This is a genomic window from Streptomyces sp. NPDC101181 (assembly GCF_044767975.1).
Lineage (GTDB): Bacteria > Actinomycetota > Actinomycetes > Streptomycetales > Streptomycetaceae > Streptomyces.
Map to the genome: position 1 here is coordinate 112,880 of NZ_JBIWOX010000014.1, position 23,421 is coordinate 136,300.

Consider the following 23,421-nt stretch of genomic DNA (forward strand, 5'->3'; position numbering starts at 1 on the left):
GGGGCTGCGCCTCCGCGGTCCGCGGGGGTCGCGGGGCTACCTTCGCGTCCATGAGTGATCGCGGCTACCGTCGGCCCCGCCCGCTGTCCCCGCTGCGCGAGCATCTGCGCGACACGTTCTGGTTCGCCCCGACCGCGGGGTTCGTCAGCGTGTTCGTGCTGTGGCTGATCGCCTCCGAGGTGGACGACCAGGTCGTCTCCCTGTTCCAGCGGGAGGGGGCGTACGACGAACTGGCCGGGCTGATGTCCTTCTCGCAGGACACGAAGACGATCGTCACCACGATCAGCTCGGCGATGATGACCTTCATCGGTGTCGTCTTCAGCATCTCGATGGTCGCCGTGCAGATGGCGAGCGGGCAGCTGACGCCCCGGGTGGTGCGGATCTTCGTCCGGAGCCGGATCAGCAAACTGACGCTGACGGTGTTCCTGGCGACGTTCCTGTTCTCGCTGCTGGTGCTGTCCTCGTACGAGGGCGAGACGGACCCGCGGCGGGTGACGTCGGTGCCGCTGTTGCAGAGCCTGCTGATCCTGCTGCTGGTCGCGGCGAGTCTGCTGCTCTTCGTCATGTACGTCAGCTCGACGCTGCGGCTGATGCAGGTCGGGCCGGTCGTCGACCGGATCGCGCGGGACTCCTTCCGGGTGCTCGGCAGGATGCCGTGGGGGCCGGAGGGCGACGACGACCCGGGGCCGGAGACCGCGCGGGTGATGTACGAGGGACCGGCCGGGGTGCTGCGGGACGTGAACACGGCGCGACTGGTGCGGGCCGCGCGACGGCAGGGCGTCGTGCTGCGGCTCATCCCCCGGATCGGCGACTTCGTGGTGGCGGGGACGCCGATGTTCGCCGTCCACGGCGGGGACGCACCCCCGCGGCACCGGCTGCGGTCCGCGGTCTCCGTGTCGGTGGAGCGCACCCTGCACCAGGACCTGGCGTTCGGGCTGCGTCAGCTCACCGACATCGCCCTGCGGGCCCTGTCGACGTCCGTGAACGACCCGACCACCGCCGTCCAGTGCCTGGACCGGATCGTTCAGTTCCTCGCCGTCGTGGTGCGGCTGCCGCTCGGGACGGTCCACCACCGGGACCGGGCCGGGCGGGTGCGGCTGGTGCAGGAGGGGCCGGGGTGGGCGGATCTGGTCGATCTGGGCTTCGAGGAGATCCGCTGGTGCGTGGCGGGCAGTCCGCAGGTGACGCGGCGGCTGATGGCGGGGCTGGACGATCTGCTGCTGCTCGCCCCTGCGGGACGCAGGCAGCCGCTGCTCCGGCATCGCGCGCTGCTGGTCCAGACCGTGGAGCGCGCGGTTCCGGTGCCCGCCGACCGGACGTTCGCCCTCCTCCCGGACCGGCAGGGCATCGGGTAGCGGCCAGGGCTTCTCTCAAGGGGTATCGGCTGCGGACGCGGGCCCGCGCCGCCGGTGGGTTCCGGCGACCCGGGCCCGCGGGGGTGTCAGCCGCAGCGGCCCTCGCGCAGCGAGTGCAGGTGCTCGCTGGACTTGCGGGCGAAGGCGAGCGAGTCCACCGGGTTGTCGTGCTCGGCCTGCCAGTGGTGGTAGCTGCGGCCGTGGTGGGTGCGCTTGGTGACCTTGGACAGGAACGTCTTGTAGTCGATGTCCCCGTCGCCCACGTCCGACATGCGGTAGCCGTCGCGGGTCGTCTCGTCGCGGACCCCGTCCTTCACGTGGAAGAGCGGGTAGCGGTGGGGGTGCTTGAGGACGTACTTCAGCGGGTCGAGCGGGGCCGGGGTGCCGTCGACGCGCTTGCTGAACCGGAACTGGGCGCAGTAGGCCCAGTAGATGTCCATCTCCAGGTAGACCAGGTCCGGGTCGGTCTCGGCCAGCAGCACGTCGTACAGGCGCACGTTGGGCTTGTCGGTCGCGAAGGAGAACTCCTCGGCGTGGTTGTGCTGGTAGAACTTCATGCCCCGCTTGCGGGCGGCGGCCCCGTAGGTGTTGAAGTCCTCGGCGGCCCGCTTCCAGCCGTCGACGGTGGAGCCGTAGCGGAAGGGGCCCGCGGCCGTTCCGATGTGCTTGAGGCCGAGGGCTTGGGCGTCGTCGAGGACCTTCTCCAGGTTCTGGGCGAAGGTGTAGGCGCCGGGGTTGTTGTCGTCGTAGTAGCCGACGTGACTGCCGATCGGGTTCAGGCCGTGGTCCTTGGCCAGCCGCTTGAGCTGGGCCAGGGTGATCGGGCCGGCCGAGCCCTGGGTGTAGCCCGCGAGCTCGATCTCGTCGTACCCGTACTTCTCCAGCTCGGCGAAGACGGGGGCGAAACCGAGCGTGGAGATCTTGTCGCGGAGGCTGTAGAGCTGGATGCCGAGGCGGCCGGGCGGCAGGACGGGCTTGCCCTTGCCGTGCCCGTGGTCATGCCCGTGTCCGTGGCCGTGTCCCTGGCCGCGGTCGGCGGCCTGCGCGCTCGTGGCGCCGATGATCGTGGCCGCGGTGGCTCCGGCGGCGACGCCGAGGACGTTGCGGCGGCTCAGTCTGCGGGCGAGTTCGGTGTCCTTGGAGGTGCGGCTCATGTTCGCGTGACTCCCTTGGGTGACATGGGTGTGCGGTGCGGTACCGGACGCGTGACGGGGAATGTCAGTGCAGTCCGGCAAGCTGGAGGAGCAGGGACTTCACTTCGGTGGCCCTGACCCGGTCGGTGAACGCGTGGGGGGTGGAGCAGAGGATGAGCGGACCTTCGTCGTCGCTCTCGGGGAGGCGGCCGTGGCTGCCGCGAATAGGTGAGGGGTCCAGCGGGACGACCGCCATGCGGTAGCGCATCCCGAGCTTCTTGCGGGCGACCGCCGAGACGGCCTTGACCCGGACGTAGGGGTCCTCGGGGTCCATGAACAGCTCGACGGGGTCGTAGCCGGGCTTGCGGTGGATCTCGACGAGCTGGGCGAAGTCGGGCGCGCGGGCGTCGTCGAGCCAGTAGTAGTAGGTGAACCAGGCGTCCTTCTCCGCCACGGCGACCAGCTCCCCGGAGCGGGGGTGGTCCAGGTGGTGCGCCTTCTTGCCCTCGTCGTCCAGGAGCTGGTCGATACCGGGCAGGTCCGCGAGGGCGGCCCGGGTCGCTTCCAGGTCCTCGGGGCGGCGTACGTAGACGTGGGCGAGCTGGTGGTCGGCGACCGCGAAGGCCCGGGAGGCCATCGGGTCCAGGTACTCCATGCCGTCCTGGGTGTGGACCTCCAGCAGGCCCGCCCGGCGCAGGGCGCGGTTGATGTCGACGGGGCGGTTCACCCGGGTGATGCCGTATTCGGAGAGCGCGACCACGGTCCTGCCCTCGGCGCGGGCGTCGGCCAGCAGCGGGGCGATCGCCCGGTCCAGTTCGGCGGCGGCCCGGTGGGAGCGCGGGTCGTCGGGGCCGAAGCGCTGGAGGTCGTAGTCGAGGTGCGGCAGATAGCAGAGCGCGAGGTCGGGGGTGCGGGTGGCGATGATGTGCCGGGTGGCGTCGATGATCCACTGGGAGGAGACGAGGTCGGCGCCGGGCCCCCAGAAGTGGAAGAGGGGGAACGTGCCGAGTTTGTCGGTCAGTTCGTCGTGCAGGGCGGGCGGACGGGTGTAGCAGTCGGGTTCCTTGCGGCCGTCGGCGTAGTAGACGGGGCGCGGGGTGACCGTCCAGTCGGTGTCGGCGCCCATCGCGTACCACCAGCAGATGTTGGCGACGGTGTAGCCGGGGTGGGCGCGGCGGGCGGCGTCCCAGAGTTTGTCGCCCTCGACGAGTCCGTTGTGCTGCCGCCACAGCAGCACGTCGCCCAGCTCGCGGAAGTACCAGCCGTTGGCGACGATGCCGTGTTCGGCGGGCATGGTTCCGGTGAGGAAGGTGGACTGGGCGGCGCAGGTGACGGCCGGCAGCACGGTGGACAGGGGGGCCTGCGCGCCCTGGCGGCCGAGCGCCGCGAGGTGGGGCATGTGGGCCAGGAGCTGCGGGGTGAGGCCGACGACGTCGAGGACGAGGAGGGGGGTGGGGCCGCCGCCGTCCTCCGCGCGCCGCGAGTGGGCCGTGCTGTCCGTGCTGTCCGTGCTCATGGCAGTTCCTTGAGACCGAGGTCGACCAGGAGGTCGCGGGCGAGGGTGAGTTCGGCGGCGATGCCGTCGGCGAGCTGGGTGCGGGTGCGGGGCCGCAGCTCGGGCGGGAGCGCCTGCCAGGTGTACGTCTCCACCTCCAGGTGGCGGGTCAGCGGCACGGGTCCGCCGACGAGCCGGGCGAGCGTGGTGCGGAGCACGGGCAGGGTGGAGGTGAGCGGCGGCGCGGGGGGCGCGTGCAGCGGTACGTGGAAGTGGGCGCGCCAGGGGGTGGAGTCGGGCAGCGCCCGGCCGCCGATCGCCTCGTCGAGGTCGTCGGTGCCGCGCAGCCCGGCGGCGGTGCTGGTGCGGGTCTGGTGCAGGAAGCGCGGTTCGGCGAAGGCGCCGAGCGCGGTGCGGACCTCCGGCAGGTGGGGGTGCTCGGCGTGCAGGGCCGCGGAGAGCTGGGACTTGACGACCCGGACCCCGGCGGCGTTGAGGGCGTCGAGCGCGGTGCCGGGGTCCTCGAAGGAGGTGGCGAGGTGGCAGGTGTCGACACAGATGCCGATGCGGTCGTGGGCCACGTCGGTGAGCGGGGCGATGGCGTCGGCGGTGGTCTCGACCGTGCAGCCCGGTTCCGGTTCGAGGCCGATCCGGATGGACTTCCCGGTCAGTTCGGAGAGGGCGTCCAGGCGCTGGGCGAGGGTGGTGAGGGCGGCGCGCGCGGTGCGGGCGGCCTCGGGGTCGCCGTCGTAGGGGGTGCGCCAGGCGAGCGGCAGGGTGGAGATGCTGCCCTCGGTGACGTCGTCCGGGAGCAGGGCGGCGAGGAGGCGGGCGAGGTCGGTGGTGTGGGCGAGCCGGTCCGGTTCGGTCCAGTCCGGGCGGTAGACCCGGTACTTGACCTCGTCGGCGCCGAATCCCTCGTACGGGAAGCCGTTGAGGGTGACCACTTCCAGGCCGCGGCTGTCGAGTTCGGCGCGCAGGGCGCGGAGTTCGGCGGGGTCGTTGATCAGGGTGCGGGCGGCGTCCCGGGCGAGCCACAGGCCGATGCCGAGCCGGTCCCGGCCGAGCCGTCGGCGTACGGGTTCGCAGTGGTCGCGGAGCTGGGCGCGGACGCCGGCCAGACTTTCGGCGGGGTGGACGTTGGTGCAATAGGCGAGGTGGACGGTGGAGCCGTCCGGGTGGCGGAAGCGCATCGCCTCACTCCCCGCCGCGCAGGATGGAGTTGCCCTCGTGGAGCGTGTCGGGGGCGGGGACGTCGAGCTGGAGGCGGCCGCTCTGGCCGTAGAAGGCGACGGGGTTGCGCCACAGGACCTGGTCGACGTCGTCCTCGGTGAATCCGGCCTTCAGCATGGCGTCGGCGACCTTGCGGGTCTTCAGCGGGTCGCTCTTGCCCCAGTCGGCGGCCGAGTTCACCAGGACCTTCTCCGTGCCGTGGTTCTGGAGAATGGTGACCATCCGGTCCTCGTCCATCTTGGTGTCCGGGTAGATGGAGAACCCGGCCCAGCAGCCGCTGTCGGCGGCGGCCCGCACGGTGGTCTCGTTGAGGTGGTCGAGCAGGACGAACTCCGGGGGGAGGTTCGATTCGCGGATGACGTCGATGGTGCGGTGCAGACCGGCCAGCTTGTCGCGGTGCGGGGTGTGGACGAGGGCGGGCAGCCCGTGGTCGGCGGCGAGCTGGAGCTGGGCGGCGAGGGCGTGGTCCTCGGCGGGGGTCATCGAGTCGTAGCCGATCTCGCCGACGGCGACGACGGAGTCCTTGACGAGATAGCGGGGCAGGGCGTCCAGGACGGGGGTGCAGCGCGGGTCGTTCGCCTCCTTGGGGTTGAGGGCGAGCGTGCAGTGGTGCGCTATGCCGTACTGGGAGGCGCGGAAGGGCTCCCAGCCGAGCAGCGCGTCGAAGTAGTCGTAGAAGCTGGCGGGCGAGGTGCGGGGCTGGCCGAGCCAGAAGGAGGGTTCCACGAGGGCGCGGACGCCCGCGTCGTACATCGCCTGATAGTCGTCCGTGGTCCTGGACGTCATGTGGATGTGGGGGTCGAAGATGCGCATCAGGACTCCTCCGTGGGGGCGGCGGGGGCGGTGAGGGCGAGGACGGTGCGCAGGTCTTCGGGGACGGCGCGTCCCGCGGCGGTGCGTTCGGCGGCGAAGTCGCTGAGCATCCGGGCGAGTTCGGCGTCTCCCCGGGCGCGTTCGCCGAGCCGGGCGACAGCCGCCACCGGCACCTCGGTGAACAGGCACTTCAGCACGGCGTGCCGCCAGGCGTGCTGGTCCAGGTGGGCGGCGGCGTAGGGGCCGACGGCCGCGGCGACCAGCAGGGTGTCGTTGGTGCGCAGGGCGTCCTCGACGAGCGGGAGGGCGGTGTCCCCGAGGTCGAGGAGGTGCAGGGTGAGCAGGACGGCGCGGCGTTCGGCGGCGGTGCCCTGTTCGTAGAGCCGGACGACGTCGGTGCGGGAGGGACGGGCCTCGATCAGGAGGAGCGCGCGTACGGAGTCGGCGTTTCGCTGACCGCAGTGCCGGCCCGCCGCGGCGTACCGCAGTTCCCACACCGGGGTGGCGGACCCCGCGGTGGCGGGCGCACCTGTCCCGGGCTCGGCGGGCGTGGCGTGGTCCGCGGCGGCGGCGAGGGCGTCGGCGAGCCAGGCGCGGGCGGGGGCGTCGAGGTCGGCGTCGAGGTCTTCCCTGGAGGTCAGCACGGGGCGCCTCCCGCCGTCGCGGCGCGGTGCGGGGCGGTGTCGCGGGTCATCGCGTCGCGGAGGAACGCGATGGATTCGCGGGCGAGTTCGGGGCCCGCGTGGGAGTGGCGGGGCAGTTCCACGACGGTGAGGCCCCGGTAGTCGGAGGCGGCGAGGGCGGCGAGCACGGGCGGGAAGTCGATCTCCCCGTCCCCGAACGGGAGGTGCTCGTGGACCCCGCGCCGCATGTCCTCGATCTGGACGTGGCGCAGCCAGGGGGCGGAGGCCCGGACGCACTCCACGGGGGTGGCGTCCTCCAGGCACTGGCAGTGCCCGATGTCGAGCGTGAGGCCGAGGGTCCCGGGGTCGTGCAGGAGGCCCCTGAGGTGGTGGAAGTCGGCGAGGGTGGCGAGGAGGTGGCCGGGTTCCGGTTCGATCGCGAGGGGGATGCCGGAGCGGTCGGCGGCTTCGAGGACGGGGGTGAGCGCTTCGGTGAGGCGCTTCCACGCGGTGTCCGTCGAGGTGCCGGGCGGGGTGATGCCGCTGAAGCAGTGCACGGCGTGGGCCCCGAGTTCGGCGGCCACGTCGACGGCCCGGACGAGCAGGGCGGTCCGGGCGGCCCTGGCATCGGGGTCCGGATCGAGCAGGGACGGCCCGTGTTTGCGGCGCGGGTCCAGGACGTAGCGGGCGCCGGTCTCCACGGTGACCCGCAGACCGAGGGAGGTGAGCCGGCGCCGGACCTGGCGGGTGCGTTCGGCGAGGTCCGGGGCCATGGGGTCTAGGTGCATGTGGTCGAGGGTCAGTCCGACGCCCTCGTAGCCGAGGTCGGCGAGGAGGCCCAGCGCGTCGTCGAGGCGCAGGTCGGTCAGCCCGTTGGTGCCGTAGCCGAGGTGGAGGGTCATGTGAGGCTCACCTTCCGGGCGAGGGTGCGGGCGAGGGGGACGAGCCCCATGACGGCGAGACCGGTGAGCGGCGACCCCGAGCGGGCGGCGAGCGCGGCTTGGAGCGGGATCATGGCCCGGATGCCCCCGCCGACCGCCCGCTGGGTCAGCGGCGGGGACGGGTTGAGCGCGGCGTGCAGGAGGGGCGGCCCGGCGGTCCGGAGGTAGGCCCCGGTGAAGGCGAGGGGCAGCAGGCGGACGAGGTCGTGGACCCCGCTCAGCAGGTCTCCGAGGCGCGGCACGGCGAACGCGCCGGAAGCGGCGGAGCCCGCGAACGCGCCGGATGCGGTGGGCTTCGCGGGGTGACCGCCCCAGGGTCCGGCCGCAGGGTGACCGCCCCAGGGTCCGGCCATGGGGTGGCCGTCCCAGGGTGCGGTGTCGGCCGTCGCCGTGCCGGGAGCGCCGAGGCCGCCGAACACCGCGCGGCCGCCGGTAACGCCGGGCGCACCGGGGCGCTCGGCTCCTCGTCCCAGCCACTCCCCCGCGACGGCCGCCGCCAGCCCCGTGGTGGTGGCCAGCACCGCCAGCGGCGTTCCGGTGGAGCCGCCCTGCGTCTCGTGGCGTGACACGGCGGTCACCCCGTAGGTGTGGGCGCCGAGCACCAGGGCGGCGGGAAGCGCGGGCAGACCGGCCGCCAGTCCGCCGCGCGGCCGTGCCGCGGGCTCGGGCGGCATGGCCGGGCCGGGTGTCACGGCAACGTTGTCGGGAGCTCCGCGCCGACCGTGTGCCACCGCAGCGGTGGCCGACCTCCCGGGCGCCGCGGCCGCGACCGCACCCAGCAGCAGGTCCAGGGAGCGGGCGGCCGCCATCGCCGCCGGGCCCGCCTTCGTGTGCTTGAGGCGCAGGTCGTACGCCCAGACGGTGGCGGCCAGGCCCGTGGCGACTCTCAGCGCGGGGCGTCCGGCCCGAGCGGCCAGGGCCAGGCCCGCCGCCGTCAGCGCTCCGGCCGCGCCCAGAGCCGCGGCCGGGCTGATCCGGCCCGAGGGGATGGGGCGGTGCGGGCGGTCCACCGCGTCCTCGTCGCGGTCGGCCCAGTCGTTGAGGGCCATCCCCGCCTCGTACAGGCACAGCGACGCGCCGATCGCCAGCGCGGTGCCCCGGCCGGGCCGACGGCCCACCGCCGCCGCGCCCGCCAGGGCGTCGCCGGGCACGGAGAACAGCGCCGACACGCGCAGCAGTTCCGCCCAGGCGCGCAGTCGCTGCCGGGGTGTGCCCCGCTCGGCGACCGCGCCCCCGTCGGTGTCCACGGCCCGGCCGGCGTCTGTGCCCCGGGGGGCGGACGAGGCCGGTCGACCGCTGACGCCGGCACCCACACCGACGCCAGTGCCGGAACCGGAATCGGAACCGGAGGGATCGACGCCGGTGTTCCGGTCGGGGCCGGCGCCCCTGCCCGTACCCGCGTCCGTCGCGCCGTTCCGTCCTGCGCTCCGGTCCATGGGGCGGGGTCCGGGCCTGTCCGGTGCGGGCGCAGTCCCGCCCGGACCGGACAGGCTGTCCTGGGTGGCGGGGATCGGGACCCCGCCGTGTGCGTAACCGTTCCTGCGCCCGGCCGGGAGCGCCGAGAGAGCCAGGACTCCCGCGAGCACGACGGGAAGCGCGGGAAGGGCGGTCAGGGCCGGAAGAGCGGTCAGCGCGGGCAGGACCCGGCGCCGCCGCCTCACGCCTGGCCCCGCAGCCGTTCGGCGAAGGTGAGCAGGGTGGTGTACTGCTCGGCAAGGGCGGCCGAGGTGCCGCCGTCGGGGTCCTTGAAGTAGAAGCCCAGCTCCGGCAGGGGGCCGCTGACGCCCACCTCGTGGGCGCGGGCCAGCAGTCGGGCGAGGTCCAGGACCAGGGGGGCGGCGAGGGCCGAGTCGCAGCCCTGCCAGATGGTCTGGAGGACCATGCGGGAGCCGAGGAAGCCGTCGAAGGCGATGTGGTCCCAGGCGGTCTTCCAGTCGCCCATCGCGGGGACGTCGTCGATGTGCACCTCGCCCTCGGGGGCGGTGCCGAAGGTGTCGGCCAGCACGCGTTCCTTGCCCGCGTTCTTGGCGGCGGCCGCGGCCGGATCGGCCAGCGCCGCCCCGTCCCCGCCGCCCAGCAGGTTCGACCCGGACCAGGCCCGTACGGCCAGGGCGCGCTGGAGGAACATCGGGGCGAGTACGGAACGCAGCAGCGTCTGGCCGGTCTTGCCGTCGCGTCCGGCGTGGGGAAGTCCGCTGGAGGCGACGGTGTCGGCGAGCGCGGGGGCGCGCAGTCCGGTCGACGGGGTGAAGTTGGCGTAGGCGCAGCCCGCTCGCAGGGCCGCCGCGGCGTACAGCGAGCTGGCGGGCAGCCGGGTGTCGTCGGGGCCGGGGGCGGGTTCGGTGGAGGCGACGTTGACGACGACGGTGCGCGCCAGGCCGTGGCGGTGGGAGAAGTCGGTGAGGTCGGCGGCGAACGCGGCGATGAGTTCCGCGTCGGTGCGCCGGTCGCCGGGGAGGGGTCCGCCGGGGCGTATCTCCGCGTCGGCGGCGTCGAGTTCGGCGCGTACGGCGGAGGGCAGCGAGTGCGGGAGCACGCCGCCATCGGCCAGCGCCTCGGCCCGCTTGGACAGCGGGCAGTCGAGGGTGTCGTGGCCGCCGAAGACCAGGTCGGTCAGGGCGGGAAGGCCGCTGTCGGCGAAGGGGGGCGTCTCGGTGACCATGCCGGTCGGCGGGTGGAGTCCCGCCGCGATGGCGGCGCAGCCCGCGGTGGCGGTGGTCGCGACGGAGCCACGTGCTCCGATGAACCAGACACCGGTACGGCCTGGTGCGTCGCTACGGCCTTCACGATCGGCGAATGCGGTCACGGGCTGCCTCCCTGGGCGAATGTCGGGGTGGAGGACGGCGGGCGGGGGAAGGCGTGTGCGCTCCCCCCGCCCGTCGTCGGCAGAGGTGGCCGCCCTACGTGGAGGGCAGCTCCTTCAGGTGGATGTTGCGGAACGACACCTGGTCGTCGGCTCCGTGGTTCTGGAGGCCGATGTAGCCGTCCTTCAGGCTACGGACCGGGTCGGTGTTGGTGAAGTCGTTGATCTTCGTTCCGTTGAGGAAGAGCTGGAGACGCTCGCCCTGGACCTTGATCTCGTAGCTGTTCCACTGGCCCGGCGGCCGCAGGACGCGGTCACGGGCCTTGATGTTGGCCGACTTGAAGCCGTAGACGGCGCCCGTGGTGCGGTCCGCGGCGTCCGTGGCGTCGATCTGGATCTCGTAGCCCTTGTTCACCGCCGACCAGGGGTCGTCGGACTCCGGGAAGCCCACGAAGACACCGGAGTTGTCGTCGCCAGCCATCTTCCAGTCCAGCTTCAGGGAGTAGGACTTCAGCTCCTTGGCCTGGTAGTAGAGCAGGCCCATGCCGCCCTCGGAGTGCAGGGCGCCGTCACTGACGGAGAACTTCCCCGGGCCCGCCTGCTTCCAGCCTTCCAGCGTCTTGCCGTTGAAGATCGAGCGGTAGTCCTTGCTCGGCTTGCAGTCGGCCTTGACCTGACCGGTGGCGTAGCGCAGTCCGCCCGACAGGTGCTGACGGAAGGCCGGTTCGGCGTAGGACTCCTTGGTGTGGCCGAGTCCGGTGTAGAAGGAGCGGCCGCCCTGGTAGGTCTGGCACCAGGAGACCGGGTGGTCGCCCTTCATGTTCCCGCCGGTGTAGGTGGTCTCGTCCAGGGTGGCGAGGACCTTGGCCTTGTCCCGGGGGTTGGTGCGGTAGTTATACCACTCGTCGGTACGCTCCCACTCCTCGTCCAGGTGGGCGGTGGCGGGGTGGTCGTGGTCCTCGACGCGGACGGTGGCGGGCTGGATCTGCGGGTGGGAGTCGAAGTAGGCGCCGACGAGGCCGCCGTAGAACTCCCAGTCGTACTCCGTGTCGGCGGCCGCGTGGATGCCGACGTAGCCGCCGCCGGTGGCCACGTAGTTCTCGAACGCCTTCTGCTGGTCGGCGTTGAGGACGTCACCGGTGGTGGAGAGGAACGCGACGGCGTCGTAGCGGGCGAGGTTGCTGGTGGTGAACTGGGCGGCGGACTCGGTGGAGTCGACCGTGATGTTGGTGTCCTTGCCGATCTGCTTCAGGGCCTCGATGCCCGCGGGGATCGAGTCGTGGCGGAAGCCGGCGGTCTTGGAGAAGACCAGGACACGCTTGGCGGTCTTGTCGACGGGGCTGTTGGAGAGTTCGAAGTCGTCGATGTCGTAGAGGGCTCCGTCGCCGCCCTTGAAGACGAGGAAGAGCTCGGTCTGCTTCTTCGACGCTCCGCGCAGCGGGATGTCGACGTCCTGGAAGGTGTCCCAGCTGCCGGTCACCGGGACGGGCCCGGAGCCGAGGATCTTGCCGGTGGGCGATCCGGTGCGCACTTCGAGGAATCCGCCCGAACCGGCCGACGAGACACGGGCGGTGAGCTTCGTGGCGCCCGCCAGGACGTAGGTGTCGAAGGAGATCCAGTCGTCGTTGTGGATGTCGCCGACGGTCTTGCCGCCGTGCGCGCTGTCCTTGCCGGGCGTGGTGATGCCGGAGGAGTCGTCGAAGTGCTCGGCCTGCCGGTGCTTGGGCTGGAGGCGGGCCTGGTCCTTGCCGGTCAGCTTGGCCTGGCCGCCGCCGCCGTTGTCGGTGTAGGAGGCGGAGATGCCGCCGTAGATGTTGGCGTTGGGGTCGTGGCCGCCTTCCATGGCGGTCTTGATGGTGCCTTCGCAGCCGTGTTCGGTGGTGATGTCGTGGCCGTGGCTGTCGTGGCCCAGGGTGAACTTGACCTCGACCTTGGCGCAGTCGATGGTGCCGTCCTCGGGGTCGCTGACGTTGACCTTGAAGGGCACGGCGTCACCGAACTCGAAGAGCTGCCCGTCCTGCGGCAGCACGAGCTCCACGGTCGGGGCGGTGTTGCCGACGGTCACGTGGACGCTGGCCGAGCCGGTGCGGCCGGTCGGGTCCTCGGCGGTGAGCGTCGCGACGTAGGTGCCGTTCTTCTTGTACGTGTACGTGGGGTTGGCCGCGGTGGAGGTGCCGCCGTCGCCGAAGTCCCAGGAGTAGGTCAGGGCGTCGCCGTCGCCGTCGGACGTGCCCTCCGAGGAGAACTTCACCTTCAGGGGCGCGGTGCCCGAGGTCTTGCTGGCCGAGGCCTCCGCGATGGGCGAGCGGCCTCCGGTGGCGTTCTCGATGCGGTAGAGCGCGGAGTTCTCGTCGCCGCCGAACCAGGCCAGGCCGTAGTCCAGGACGTACAGCGCGCCGTCGGGGCCGAAGGCCATGTCCATGATCTGGGTGCCGGACCACGGCACGTCGTTGATGGACTGGACCGCGCCGTCGGCGTCCTGCTCGATGCGCTTGATCCACCGGCGGCCGAACTCACCGGCGAAGAAGTCGCCGTCGTAGGCCTCGGGGAACTTGACCGGGGAGTCGAGGTCGGCGTCGTAGTTGTAGACGGGGCCGCCCATCGGGGACTCCGAGCCGGAGCCGAACTCGGGCAGCGAGCCGCCGTCGTAGGGAATCCAGGCGGCTTCGGCGGGCGGCAGGTCGACGAGGCCGGTGTTGTGCGGCGACTCGTTCTTCGGGGCCGCGCAGTCGAAGGCCGCGCCGGAGGCCTTGGTGGCGAAGTCGTAGTCCTTGTACGGCTCGTTCTCACCGACGCAGTACGGCCAGCCGAAGTTGCCGGCCTTCGTCACCCGGGCGAACTCCACCTTGCCGGAGGGGCCGCGGTTCGGGTCCGCCGCGCCCGCGTCGGGGCCGTAGTCGCCGACGTACACGACGCCGGTGGCCTGGTCCACGGAGAAGCGGAACGGGTTGCGGAAGCCCATCGCGTAGATCTCGGGCCGGGTCTTGTCCGTGCCGGGCTCGAAGAGGTTGCCGTCGGGGACGGTGTACGAGCCGTCCTCGGCGACCTTGATGCGCAGGATCTTGCCGCGCAGGTCGTTGGTGTTGGCCGAGGTGCGCTGCGCGTCGAACGCCGGGTTGCGGTCGGGGCGTTCGTCGATCGGGGTGAAGCCGTCGGAGGCGAAGGGGTTGGTGTCGTCGCCGGTGGACAGGTAGAGGTTCCCGTCCTTGTCGAAGTCGATGTCGCCGCCGACGTGGCAGCAGATGCCGCGCGAGGTCGGGACGTCCAGGACCTTCTTCTCGCTGGCGTTGTCGAGGGTGCCGTCCTCGTTGAGGACGAAGCGGGAGAGCCGGTTGACGCCGTCGAACTTCGCGAAGTCGGCCGCGGTGCCGGTCTCGGGGGCGTCGCCCGACGGGGTGTCCATGGGAGGCGCGTAGAAGAGGTAGATGGCCCGGTTCTCGGCGAAGTCGGGGTCGACGCCGACGCCTTGGAGGCCTTCCTCGTCGTGCGTGTACACGGGGAGGGTGCCGGAGATCCTGGTGTTGCCGGCGCTGTCGGTGATCCGCAGCTCGCCGTTGCGGGAGGTGTGCAGCACGCTGCGGTCGGGGAGGACGGCGAGCGACATGGGCTCACCGGTCTCCTCCGCGCCCTTGGCGAGGGTGACCTGCTGGAAGTCCTCGGCGGCCGGGGCGTCGTGCCCGGGGTGGCCGGGGTGGGCGGTGGCGCCCGGCGCGGAGCTGAGGCTGAGGGTCGCGGCGGCGAGGAGCCCGCCGGTGAACAGCGCGAGGGATTTACGGACGCGGGTCCGGTCCAGGAGCCGCTTTCTGGTTCTGTGCACGAAGGTCCTCCGGAGAGTGCCGGTTGTACGGGCGGGTGGAGCCGTGCCGTGACGCGCGGGGACTGCCGCGCGTGCGCCACAGGGGCCGGGTGCGACCCCGGTGACGCGAGTCATGTCGTGTACACGAGGTGGACGGTAGACCTGTTCGTCCGTGTCCGAAAGCCCTTGCGCAACGGTTGGGCCGAACTTCTGCTTCCGGCAGGACAAAGCAGATCGCGGGCAGGGCGGAGCAGCCCCGGGGGCGGGAGAGCGGTCGGCGCCCCACCCCCGGGGCCTGGCGTGCGGAGCTACTCGCCGCCGCCGAAAGCGGCGTCGAAGGAGGCGGCGGGCGGGTCGAAGTCGAACCGCTTGAGGCTGGCCAGGGCTTCCGGCGCACCGGTCAGCCGGTCCATCCCCGCGTCCTCCCACTCCACGGAGACCGGGCCCTCGTAGCCGATGGACCGCAGCATCCGGAAGACGTCCTCCCAGGGCACGTCGCCGTGGCCCGCCGAGACGAAGTCCCAGCCGCGCCGGGGGTCGCCCCAGGGCAGGTGCGAGCCGAGGCGGCCGTTGCGGCCGTCGAGGCGCTTGCGGGCCTCCTTGCAGTCGACGTGGTAGATGCGGTCCCGGAAGTCGTAGAGGAACCCGACCGGGTCGAGGTCCTGCCAGACGAAGTGGCTCGGGTCGAAGTTCAGCCCGAACGCGGGCCGGTGGTCCACCGCTTCCAGGGCGCGCTTGGTGGTCCAGTAGTCGTACGCGATCTCGCTCGGGTGCACCTCGTGGGCGAAGCGCACCCCCTCGGCGTCGAAGACGTCCAGGACCGGGTTCCACCGTTCGGCGAAGTCCTCGTAACCGCGCTCGATCATGTGCGGCGGGACCGGCGGGAACATCGCGACGAGGTGCCAGATCGAGGAGCCGGTGAACCCGATGACCGTGTCGACCCCGAAGGCGGCGGCCGCCCGCGCGGTGTCGGCGATCTCGGCGGCGGCCCGCTGCCGTACGCCTTCGGGCTCCCCGTCGCCCCAGATGCGGGCGGGCAGGATGCCCTGGTGGCGTTCGTCGATGGGATGGTCGCAGACGGCCTGTCCGACGAGGTGGTTGGAGATCGCGAAGCACTTCAGCCCGTACTTGTCGAGCAGTTGGTGCCTGCTGTCCAGGTAGCCGGGGTCCGCGAGCGCCTTGTCGACCTCGAAGTGGTCTCCCCAGCAGGCGAGTTCGAGGCCGTCGTAGCCGAAGTCCCGGGCGTGGCGGCAGACCTCCTCCAGCGGGAGGTCGGCCCACTGGCCGGTGAAGAGGGTGAAGGGGCGGGGCATGTGCGGCAGCCTCCTAGGACGAGAACGGGACCGGGGTGTGGACGGAGTTCTTGGCGGCGCTCTCCTCCACGGCGGCGAGCACCCGCTGGACCTGGAGGCCGTCCGCGAACGAGGGCCGGGGCTCGGTGCCTTCGGTGATCATGCGGATCACGTCCCGGGCCTGGTGGACGAAGGTGTGCTCGTAGCCGAGGCCGTGGCCCGGCGGCCACCACGCCTCCAGGTAGGGGTGTTCGGGCTCGGTGACCAGGATGCGGCGGAATCCGGCGGTGGCGGCGGGCTCGGTGTGGTCGTGGAAGGACAGCTCGTTGAGCCGTTCCAGGTCGAAGGCGAGCGAGCCCAGCTCCCCGTTGACCTCCAGCCGCAGCGCGTTCTTGCGGCCCGCGGCCATCCGGGTCGCCTCGAAGGAGGCCAGCGCCCCGGAGGCGAGGCGGCCGCTGAAGATCGCCGCGTCGTCCACGGTCACCTCGCCCAGCCGTGTCGGGTCCGCTCCGTTGGAGAGCCCGGCCGGCCCGCCCGCGAGCAGGGGCCGCTCCCGTACGAACGTCTCCGAGACGGCCGAGACCCCGGTCAGCAGCTCCCCGGCCAGATACTGGGCGAGGTCCACGATGTGCGCGCCGAGGTCCCCGAGCGCGCCCGAGCCCGCGTGCTCGCGCTTGAGCCGCCAGGTGAGCGGGGACGCGGGATCGACGAGCCAGTCCTGGAGGTAGTGGGCCCGGACGTGGCGCAGGGTGCCGAGGCGGCCGTCCGCGATGAGCTTGCGGGCGTAGGTGATCGCGGGCACCTTGCGGTAGTTGAAGCCGACGATCGCCACCTGGCCCCGGGCCCTGGCCGCCTCCGCGGCGCGGACCATGGCCTCGGCCTCGGCGACGGTGTTGGCGAGGGGCTTCTCGCACAGCACGTGCTTGCCCGCCTCCAGGGCGGCGATGGCGATCTCCGCATGGCTGTCGCCGGGGGTGCAGATGTCGATGAGCTGGACATCGTCCCGGGCGATCAGCGCCCGCCAGTCGGTCTCCGCGGCCGCCCAGCCGTGCCGGGCCGCCGCGGCGTCGACCTTCGCCCGGTCGCGCCCGCAGATCGCGGCGAGAGCGGGCCGCACCGGCAGGTCGAAGACGTGTCCCGCGGTACGCCACCCCTGGGAGTGGGCGGCGCCCATGAACGCGTAACCGACCATGCCGACCCCGAGCGTCGCAGGCGCCTGCTGCTGCGGCGGCGGTGCCCCGGGGGTCTGCGTTTCCGTCTCTTGACTACGGGCCATGCGGACTTCCTCCTCGTCGGTGTGCGGTAACGGGCCGGGGGATGCGGCGTCCGCATCCCCCGGAGTCCCGGTCAGTTGAAGCCCGTCGGCAGGTACTGGTCGATGTTGTCCTTGGTGACCACCGCCGAGTACAGGGTGAGCGAGGTGGGGATCTCCATCTCGGAGAGCCCGCTGACGCCCTTGCTCTGGCCGAGGGCGCGCGCCAGGTCGATGGCGGACGCGGCCATCGTCGGCGGGTAGAGGACGGTCGCCTTCATCACCGAGTTGTCGGCCTTGATGGCGTCCATGGCGGACTTGGCCCCGGCGCCGCCGACCATGATGAACTCGTCGCGCCCCGCCTGCTTGATGGCGCGCAGCGCCCCGACTCCCTGGTCGTCGTCGTGGTTCCACAGGGCGTCGAACTGCTTCTGCGCCTGGAGGAGCTGGGCCATCTTCGCCTGGCCCGACTCGACGGTGAAGTCGGCTGCCTGACGGGCCACCAGCTCGATGTTGGGGTAGTTCTTGAGCGCGGCGGCGAAGCCCTCGCTGCGCTGCTTGGTCAGCTCCAGGTTGTCGATCCCGGCGAGTTCGACGACCTTGGCGTTCGCCTTGCCCTTGAGCTGTTCGCCGATGTAGGTCCCGGCGTTGAGGCCCATGCCGTAGTTGTCGCCGCCGACCCAGCAGCGGTAGGCCTGCGGGGAGGCGAAGACGCGGTCGAGGTTGACGACGGGGATGCCCGCCTTCATGGCCTCCAGGCCCACCTGGGTGAGGGCCTTGCCGTCGGCGGGGAGGATGACGAGGACGTCGACCTTCTTGTTGATGAGGGTCTTGACCTGGCCGATCTGGGCGGCGGTGTCGTTGGAGCCCTCGGTGATCTCCAGGGTGACGTCCTCGTACGTCTCCGCACGGGACTTGGCGTTCACGTTGATGGCGTTGAGCCAGCCGTGGTCGGCCTGCGGACCGGCGAAGCCGATGGTGACGGCCTTGCCGGGCTTGTCGTCGGCAGGCGCGCTGTTGGCGGCGTTCTCCGACTTCTTGGGCTCGTTGCTGGTGCAGGCGGTCAGGAGCGCGCCCGCGGAGACGGCGGCGGTTCCGAACAGCAGCCCTCTGCGGCTGGTTTCTCGCATGGCTCTCAGGCCCTTCATCCGGTGGGTGGGTACGAGGTGCGGGTGCGGGGGGTCGGTCGGCCGGTCAGGTGTCGGCGCCGCGCAGGGTGCGGCGCTGGACGAGGACGGCGGCGACGATGATGGCTCCCTTGGCGATCTGCTGGACGTCGCTCTGGAGGTTGTTCAGCGCGAAGATGTTGGTGATCGTGGTGAAGATGAGGACACCGAGCACGGAGCCGACGATCGTGCCGCGGCCGCCGCTGAGCAGGGTCCCGCCGATGATCGCGGCGGCGATGGCGTCGAGTTCGTAGAGGTTGCCGTTGGTGTTCTGGCCGGAGCCGGCGAGCACGATCAGCATGAACGCGGCGATGCCGCAGCAGAGCCCGGACAGCACGTAGAGGTAGAGGCGCTGGCGGCGGACGTCGATGCCGGCGAGCCGGGCCGCCTCCGCGTTGCCGCCGATGGCGACGGTGCGGCGGCCGAAGGTGGTGCGGTTGAGGATCAGCCAGCCCACGACCGTGACCACGCCGAACATGATGACGAGCGGCGGGATGCCGAGGAAGTAGGAGTCGGGCAGGCCGAGGTCCAGGACCGACTCGACGGTCACGATCTGGGTCTTGCCGTCGGTGATCAGGAGGGCGAGTCCGCGGGCGGACGCCAGCATGGCCAGCGTCGCGATGAAGGGGACCATCCCCCCGTAGGCGATGAGGACGCCGTTGACGAGTCCGGCGGCGACCCCGACGATCACGGCGGTGAACGCGATGCCCGCGAAGCCGAACTCCTGGGTGGCCAGGGTGGTCGCCCAGACCGAGGCGAGGGCCACCATGGCGCCGACGGAGAGGTCGATGCCGCCGCTGGTGATGACGAAGGTCATACCGACGGTGACGACGCCGATGACGGACGCCTGGGTCAGGATCAGCTGGAGGTTCCCGGTGTCCAGGAAGGCCCCCGGCTCGGTGACGCCGCCGACCAGGATCAGCGCGGCGAGCACCCCGAGCAGGGACAGGGTCCGGGCGTCGAACCGCAGTCCGAGGGCGGGCCGTTGCCCGCCGGTCTTCGACGGGGGCTGGTCCGCGGGGCCGGTGAGGGTCCCCTTGTCCGGCCCGTTGTGCTGCGCCGACGGGGCGGGCTGTGTCATGGCGTCGGGCTCCCTTCCATCACGAGGTCGAGTACGCGGTGCTCGTCGAGCTCCTGGGCGGGGGCGGTGTGGACCACCTGTCCCTCGCGGAGCACCAGCACCCGGTCGGCGAGGCCCAGGACTTCGGGCACTTCGCTGGAGACGAGCAGGACGGCGAGGCCTTCGTCGGCCAGCCGCCGGATCACGGCGTAGAGCTCGGCGCGGGCGCCGACGTCCACACCGCGGGTGGGTTCGTCCAGCAGCAGGACCCGGCAGCCGCGCAGCAGCCAGCGGGCCAGCACGGCTTTCTGCTGGTTGCCGCCGGACAGGGTGCGGACGGCGGCGTCCGGGTTGTCCGGCCGCATCTGGAGTTCGCGGGTCGAGCTCTGCGCGGCCTTCCGCTCGCCGCCCCGGTCGATCCAGCCGAAGCGGGCGAAGCGGGAGAGGGAGGAGACCGAGACGTTACGGGTGACCGACTCGGTCAGCAGCAGGGCCTGCGCCTTGCGCTCCTCGGGAGCCAGCCCGATCCCGGCGGCGATGGCGGCCCGGACGCTGCCGGAGCGGAGCGGCTTGCCGTCGACGGTGACGGTTCCGGTGGTCGCCCGGCGGGCGCCGTAGATCGTCTCCAGGATCTCCGAGCGCCCCGAACCGACGAGCCCGGCCAGGCCGACGATCTCGCCGGGCCGCAGCTCCAGGTCGACGGGGTCGAACTCCCCCTTGCGGGAGAGGCCCTGGACGCGCAGGACGGGTTCGGCCGTGAGCTCCGGGGGCTCCTCGGGGCGCGGCGGGAAGACGTACGCGACGTCCCGGCCGGTCATCATGGCAACGATGTCGCGTGTGGGCGTCTCCGCGGCGGGCAGCCCGACGGCGACGGTCCGGCCGTCCTTGATGACGGTGACCCGGTCACCGATGCGGCGGATCTCCTCCAGGCGGTGGGAGATGTACACGACGGCGACGCCGTCGGCGGTGAGGCCGTCGACGATGCGGAAGAGGTTGTCGACCTCGTCCGGGTCGAGGGCGGCGGACGGCTCGTCCATCACGATCAGCCGGACGTCGTGGGAGAGCGCGCGGGCCATGGAGACGATCTGCTGCTGGGCGGCGGAGAGCTCACCGACCGGCCGGGCGGGGTCGATCTCGGGGTGGCCGAGCCGCGCCAGGAGCGCCTTGGCGGCCTGCCGCCCCTCCCCGATGCGGACGACGAAGCCCGCACTGGTCGGCTCGTGGCCGAGGAAGACGTTCTCGGCGACCGACAGCCCTTGGACCAGGTCGAGTTCCTGGTAGATGGTGGCGATGCCCAGGCGCATGGCGGCGATCGGTGACTTGAGCTGGACGGCCTCGCCGCGCCAGGTGATCTCGCCGTCGTTGGGCTGGTGGGCTCCGGCCAGCACCTTGATGAGGGTGGACTTGCCCGCGCCGTTCTGGCCGAGGAGGCAGTGGACCTCGCCGGCCTGGACCTCCAGGTCGACGCCGTCCAGGGCGCGGACGCCCGGGAAGAGCTTGGTGATGCCGGACATGGTGAGCAGGGGTGGTTCTGGTGCCATGACGAATCCCCTCGGCGAATGAGGTCTCCCCTGCTCGGCGGGGCCGAGGGGGCCGGGAGGGCCGGTGTGCGGACAGGGTGCGGAGCTGGAGGTGCCGTGGAGCCGACGGCGCCGCGAGCGGCCGCGGAGAAGTACCCGGGGACCGTGTACGGGAGTTCCTGACGGGTACCTGACGAATGCGGTGGTGTGCTGGGCGGGTCGGAGGGAACGAGGACAGTAGGGCGGGTACGGCCCCGAGGCCGGGCCGGTGGTGCTGGACGCCCCCGGGTCAGGCCGGGGAGAAGAGGTGGTCGCTGATGAGCCGGGCCGCGCCGGTGACACCGGCGGTGGGCCCCAACTCGCCCAGGACGATGGGGAGGTTGCCGGTGGCCAGCGGCAGGGACTGCTTGTAGACCTGCGTGCGGACACTGGCGAGGAGGTTGTGACCGAGGCCGGTGACACCGCCGCCGATCACCACCAGACCGGGATTGAAGAAGCTGACGAGACTCGCGATGATCTGGCCGAGCCGGTTGCCGCCCTGACGGATCAGTTCGAGGGCGGCGGCGTCCCCCGCGGCCGCGGCGGCCGCCACGTCGGCCGCGGTGAGACGGCCCACCACGTCCAGCCGGACGGCCAGTTCGGGTGAGCGCCCCTCGCGGGCCGCGTCCTCCGCGTCCCGGGCCAGGGCCGCGCCGCTGAAGTGGGCCTCCAGGCAGCCGCGGTTGCCGCAGGCGCAGGGGCGGCCGTCCGGGACGACCTGGATGTGCCCGATGTCGCCCGCGCTGCCGGTCGTACCGCGGTAGACCTCGCCGCCGACGACGATGCCGCAGCCGATACCCGTACCGATCTTGACGCAGAGGAAGTCGGCCACCGAACGGGCGACGCCCGCGTGCTGCTCCCCCATCGCCATGAGGTTCACGTCGTTGTCGACCATGACGGGGCAGCCCAGCTCCTGGCTGAGTGCCTCGCGGACCGGGAAACCGTCCCAGCCGGGCATGATCGGCGGCGCGACCGGTACGCCTTCGGGGAAGCGGACGGGCCCGGGAACCCCGATGCCCGCGCCGTCGAAGCCGTCGGCGAGCCCGGAGGCCCGCAGTTTGGCGGACATCGACAGCACCTGCTCGAAGACCGCGACGGGTCCCTCGCGCACGTCCATCGGATGGTTGAGGTGTCCCAGTACCTCCAACTCGGCGTTGGTGACGGCCACATCGACCGAGGTCGCGCCGATGTCGACCCCGAGGAAACGCAGTTCGGGAGCGAGCCGGATGTTGTGCGAGCGGCGTCCGCCGCGGGATGCGGCGAGTCCGTCGGCCACCACCAGGCCGGTCTCCAGCAGCCGGTCCACCTCGACGGCGAGCTTCGAGCGCGAGAGGTCGACCTGATCGCCGAGCTGCGCACGGGAGTTGGGGCCCCCGTCGCGCAGCAGCCGGAGCAGCCGCGCCTGATGCGCGTTCGCGGGCCGTGCCGTCATACGTCTCACGCGTCCCTCCCCCGCCACATCGGCCAGTCCGTCGGGCTTTCGAGGGGGAACGTAGCAGCGCTTTGCCGGAGGGGGAAGAAGTTGCGCAGGAATCAGCGCCAACTTTCTCCACACCGAGGACAAAGCCGTGTCGAGGACGCACGGGGGCACGGCCCCGCAACGGCGGGTGAACAGCCGCGCGGGGACGCCCGCGGGCCCGCCGACGCGACCGCGCGGAGGTGGACGGACCGCTCGGCGGAGGCGGGTGAACGGCTCACCGGCACGCCCCGGACCCCGGCGCGGCCGGGTGGACGCTCAGCGGCACGGCACGGCACGGTCCGGCGCGGCCGGGCGGGCGGCCCCTCAGGGGCAGCGGATGACCTGGCCCGCGTACGAGAGGTTCCCGCCGAAGCCGAAGAGCAGGACGGGGGCGCCGGAGGCGACCTCGCCGCGCTCGACCAGCTTTGACAGCGCCATCGGGATGGACGCGGCGGAGGTGTTGCCGGAGTCGACCACGTCCCGGGCGATGACGGCGTTGACCGCGCCGATCTTGCGCGCCACGGGCTCGATGATCCGCAGATTGGCCTGGTGCAGGACGACGGCCGCCAGGTCCTCCGGGGCGACGCCCGCCTTCTCGCAGACCTGCCGGGCGATCGGGGGCAGCTGGGTGGTGGCCCAGCGGTAGACGGACTGCCCCTCCTGCGCGAAGCGCGGCGGCGTCCCCTCGATCCGTACGGCGTTGCCCATCTCCGGCACCGACCCCCACAGCACCGGCCCGATGCCGGGGCCGCCCGCGGTGCCGGAGGCGTCCGGGTCGGCGGTGACCACGGCGGCACCCGCGCCGTCGCCGAGCAGGACGCAGGTGGAGCGGTCGGTCCAGTCCGCGATGTCGCCCATCTTGTCGGCGCCGATGACCAGGGCACGGACCGCCGCCCCGGCCCGGATCGCGTGGTCGGCGGTGGCCAGTGCGTGGGTGAATCCGGAGCACACCACGTTGATGTCCAGCACCGCGGGCGATCCCATGCCGAGCCGTGCGGCGACCCGCGCCGACATGCTCGGGGACCGGTCGATGGCCGTGGAGGTGGCGACCAGGACCAGGTCGATGTCCGAGGGCTGGAGACCGGCCGCGGCCAGCGCCTTGGCCGCGGCGTGCGCGGCCAGTTCGTCGACCGGCTCGTCGGGGCCTCCCACGTGCCGGGTCTTGATGCCGACCCGGCTCCTGATCCACTCGTCGCTGGTGTCGACCATGGCCGCCAGGTCGTCGTTGGTGAGCACCTGGGCGGGCTGATAGTGGCCGAGCGCCACGACACGTGAGCCGGTCATACGGGGTTCCCCTCGGGACGTAGGGCAGGAACCATCCAGTCTTGGTCGCTACCGATCGGTACGGGGGCACGTGATCCCACAGGAAACCGGTCCGTACGTTGGAGCATTGACAACAGCCTGGTCAGCGTGGTTTCGGGGCGACGGGGACACACCGGTC

The 23,421-nt window shown here is 72.1% G+C and carries 17 protein-coding genes; 1 reads left to right on the forward strand and 16 read right to left on the reverse strand.

Annotated elements, in window-relative coordinates; all coding sequences use genetic code 11:
* Positions 1-50 precede the first annotated feature (50 nt).
* A complete protein-coding gene (locus tag ACIRRU_RS21135) occupies positions 51-1,355 on the forward strand; it encodes a DUF2254 domain-containing protein (RefSeq protein WP_403682720.1) in 1,305 nt (434 codons plus the stop codon).
* 86 nt (positions 1,356-1,441) lie between these two features.
* Here ACIRRU_RS21135 and ACIRRU_RS21140 read toward each other — a convergent pair whose 3' ends face one another.
* From ACIRRU_RS21140 to ACIRRU_RS21215, 16 genes are all read right to left on the reverse strand, one after another.
* Entirely contained in the window at positions 1,442-2,509 is a 1,068-nt protein-coding gene (locus ACIRRU_RS21140) for a sugar phosphate isomerase/epimerase family protein (RefSeq protein ID WP_403682722.1), read from the reverse strand.
* Between the two features lie 64 nt (positions 2,510-2,573).
* Entirely contained in the window at positions 2,574-4,004 is a 1,431-nt protein-coding gene (locus ACIRRU_RS21145) for a nucleotide pyrophosphatase/phosphodiesterase family protein (RefSeq protein ID WP_403682725.1), read from the reverse strand.
* A complete protein-coding gene (gene eboE, locus ACIRRU_RS21150; protein WP_403682727.1) occupies positions 4,001-5,176 on the reverse strand; it encodes a metabolite traffic protein EboE in 1,176 nt (391 codons plus the stop codon). The genes ACIRRU_RS21145 and eboE overlap by 4 nt, the downstream gene beginning before the upstream one ends.
* Positions 5,177-5,180: 4 nt before the next feature.
* A complete protein-coding gene (locus ACIRRU_RS21155) occupies positions 5,181-6,029 on the reverse strand; it encodes a TatD family hydrolase (protein ID WP_363200199.1) in 849 nt (282 codons plus the stop codon).
* Complete coding sequence (locus ACIRRU_RS21160) at positions 6,029-6,673, reverse strand: EboA domain-containing protein (protein WP_403682729.1); 645 nt, start codon at positions 6,671-6,673, stop codon at positions 6,029-6,031. Before ACIRRU_RS21160 ends, ACIRRU_RS21155 begins: the two co-directional genes overlap by 1 nt.
* The gene (locus ACIRRU_RS21165; RefSeq protein WP_403682731.1) at positions 6,667-7,554 is read right to left on the reverse strand and encodes a sugar phosphate isomerase/epimerase family protein; all 888 of its coding nucleotides are present in this window, start codon (positions 7,552-7,554) and stop codon (positions 6,667-6,669) included. Before ACIRRU_RS21165 ends, ACIRRU_RS21160 begins: the two co-directional genes overlap by 7 nt.
* Positions 7,551-9,029, reverse strand: a complete 1,479-nt coding sequence (locus ACIRRU_RS21170; RefSeq protein ID WP_403682734.1) for an SCO3242 family prenyltransferase — start codon at positions 9,027-9,029, stop codon at positions 7,551-7,553. The genes ACIRRU_RS21165 and ACIRRU_RS21170 overlap by 4 nt, the downstream gene beginning before the upstream one ends.
* A gap of 221 nt (positions 9,030-9,250) precedes the next feature.
* Positions 9,251-10,399: an inositol-3-phosphate synthase gene (locus ACIRRU_RS21175; protein ID WP_403682737.1), complete on the reverse strand. Its 1,149-nt coding sequence runs from the start codon at positions 10,397-10,399 to the stop codon at positions 9,251-9,253.
* 94 nt (positions 10,400-10,493) lie between these two features.
* The gene (locus ACIRRU_RS21180) at positions 10,494-14,213 is read right to left on the reverse strand and encodes a ThuA domain-containing protein (protein WP_403682741.1); all 3,720 of its coding nucleotides are present in this window, start codon (positions 14,211-14,213) and stop codon (positions 10,494-10,496) included.
* 287 nt (positions 14,214-14,500) lie between these two features.
* Entirely contained in the window at positions 14,501-15,505 is a 1,005-nt protein-coding gene (locus ACIRRU_RS21185) for a sugar phosphate isomerase/epimerase family protein (RefSeq protein WP_363200205.1), read from the reverse strand.
* Positions 15,506-15,518: 13 nt separating this feature from the next.
* Positions 15,519-16,760, reverse strand: a complete 1,242-nt coding sequence (locus ACIRRU_RS21190; RefSeq protein WP_403682744.1) for a Gfo/Idh/MocA family protein — start codon at positions 16,758-16,760, stop codon at positions 15,519-15,521.
* Positions 16,761-16,831: 71 nt separating this feature from the next.
* Positions 16,832-17,866 carry a substrate-binding domain-containing protein gene (locus ACIRRU_RS21195; protein WP_363200207.1) on the reverse strand — a complete coding sequence of 345 codons (1,035 nt, stop codon included), beginning with the start codon at positions 17,864-17,866 and terminating at the stop codon, positions 16,832-16,834.
* Positions 17,867-17,930: 64 nt separating this feature from the next.
* Entirely contained in the window at positions 17,931-18,983 is a 1,053-nt protein-coding gene (locus tag ACIRRU_RS21200; protein WP_403682748.1) for an ABC transporter permease, read from the reverse strand.
* The gene (locus ACIRRU_RS21205; protein ID WP_403682750.1) at positions 18,980-20,503 is read right to left on the reverse strand and encodes a sugar ABC transporter ATP-binding protein; all 1,524 of its coding nucleotides are present in this window, start codon (positions 20,501-20,503) and stop codon (positions 18,980-18,982) included. The genes ACIRRU_RS21200 and ACIRRU_RS21205 overlap by 4 nt, the downstream gene beginning before the upstream one ends.
* Positions 20,504-20,771: 268 nt before the next feature.
* Complete coding sequence (locus ACIRRU_RS21210) at positions 20,772-21,953, reverse strand: ROK family protein (RefSeq protein ID WP_403682868.1); 1,182 nt, start codon at positions 21,951-21,953, stop codon at positions 20,772-20,774.
* 351 nt (positions 21,954-22,304) lie between these two features.
* Positions 22,305-23,264, reverse strand: coding sequence for a beta-ketoacyl-ACP synthase III (locus ACIRRU_RS21215; protein ID WP_403682753.1), 960 nt, complete (start codon positions 23,262-23,264; stop codon positions 22,305-22,307).
* Between the last annotated feature and the right edge of the window lie 157 nt (positions 23,265-23,421).

Coding starts and splice junctions, on each gene's coding strand:
- ACIRRU_RS21205 (WP_403682750.1), bottom strand. CDS start 20,503: ATGGCACCAGAACCACCCCTGCTCACCATGTCCGGCATCACCAAGCTC.
- ACIRRU_RS21135 (WP_403682720.1), top strand. CDS start 51: ATGAGTGATCGCGGCTACCGTCGGCCCCGCCCGCTGTCCCCGCTGCGC.
- ACIRRU_RS21215 (WP_403682753.1), bottom strand. CDS start 23,264: ATGACCGGCTCACGTGTCGTGGCGCTCGGCCACTATCAGCCCGCCCAG.
- ACIRRU_RS21185 (WP_363200205.1), bottom strand. CDS start 15,505: ATGCCCCGCCCCTTCACCCTCTTCACCGGCCAGTGGGCCGACCTCCCG.
- ACIRRU_RS21195 (WP_363200207.1), bottom strand. CDS start 17,866: ATGCGAGAAACCAGCCGCAGAGGGCTGCTGTTCGGAACCGCCGCCGTC.
- ACIRRU_RS21165 (WP_403682731.1), bottom strand. CDS start 7,554: ATGACCCTCCACCTCGGCTACGGCACCAACGGGCTGACCGACCTGCGC.
- ACIRRU_RS21190 (WP_403682744.1), bottom strand. CDS start 16,760: ATGGCCCGTAGTCAAGAGACGGAAACGCAGACCCCCGGGGCACCGCCG.
- ACIRRU_RS21145 (WP_403682725.1), bottom strand. CDS start 4,004: ATGAGCACGGACAGCACGGACAGCACGGCCCACTCGCGGCGCGCGGAG.
- ACIRRU_RS21210 (WP_403682868.1), bottom strand. CDS start 21,953: ATGACGGCACGGCCCGCGAACGCGCATCAGGCGCGGCTGCTCCGGCTG.
- ACIRRU_RS21170 (WP_403682734.1), bottom strand. CDS start 9,029: ATGGACCGGAGCGCAGGACGGAACGGCGCGACGGACGCGGGTACGGGC.
- ACIRRU_RS21140 (WP_403682722.1), bottom strand. CDS start 2,509: ATGAGCCGCACCTCCAAGGACACCGAACTCGCCCGCAGACTGAGCCGC.
- ACIRRU_RS21200 (WP_403682748.1), bottom strand. CDS start 18,983: ATGACACAGCCCGCCCCGTCGGCGCAGCACAACGGGCCGGACAAGGGG.
- eboE (WP_403682727.1), bottom strand. CDS start 5,176: ATGCGCTTCCGCCACCCGGACGGCTCCACCGTCCACCTCGCCTATTGC.
- ACIRRU_RS21155 (WP_363200199.1), bottom strand. CDS start 6,029: ATGCGCATCTTCGACCCCCACATCCACATGACGTCCAGGACCACGGAC.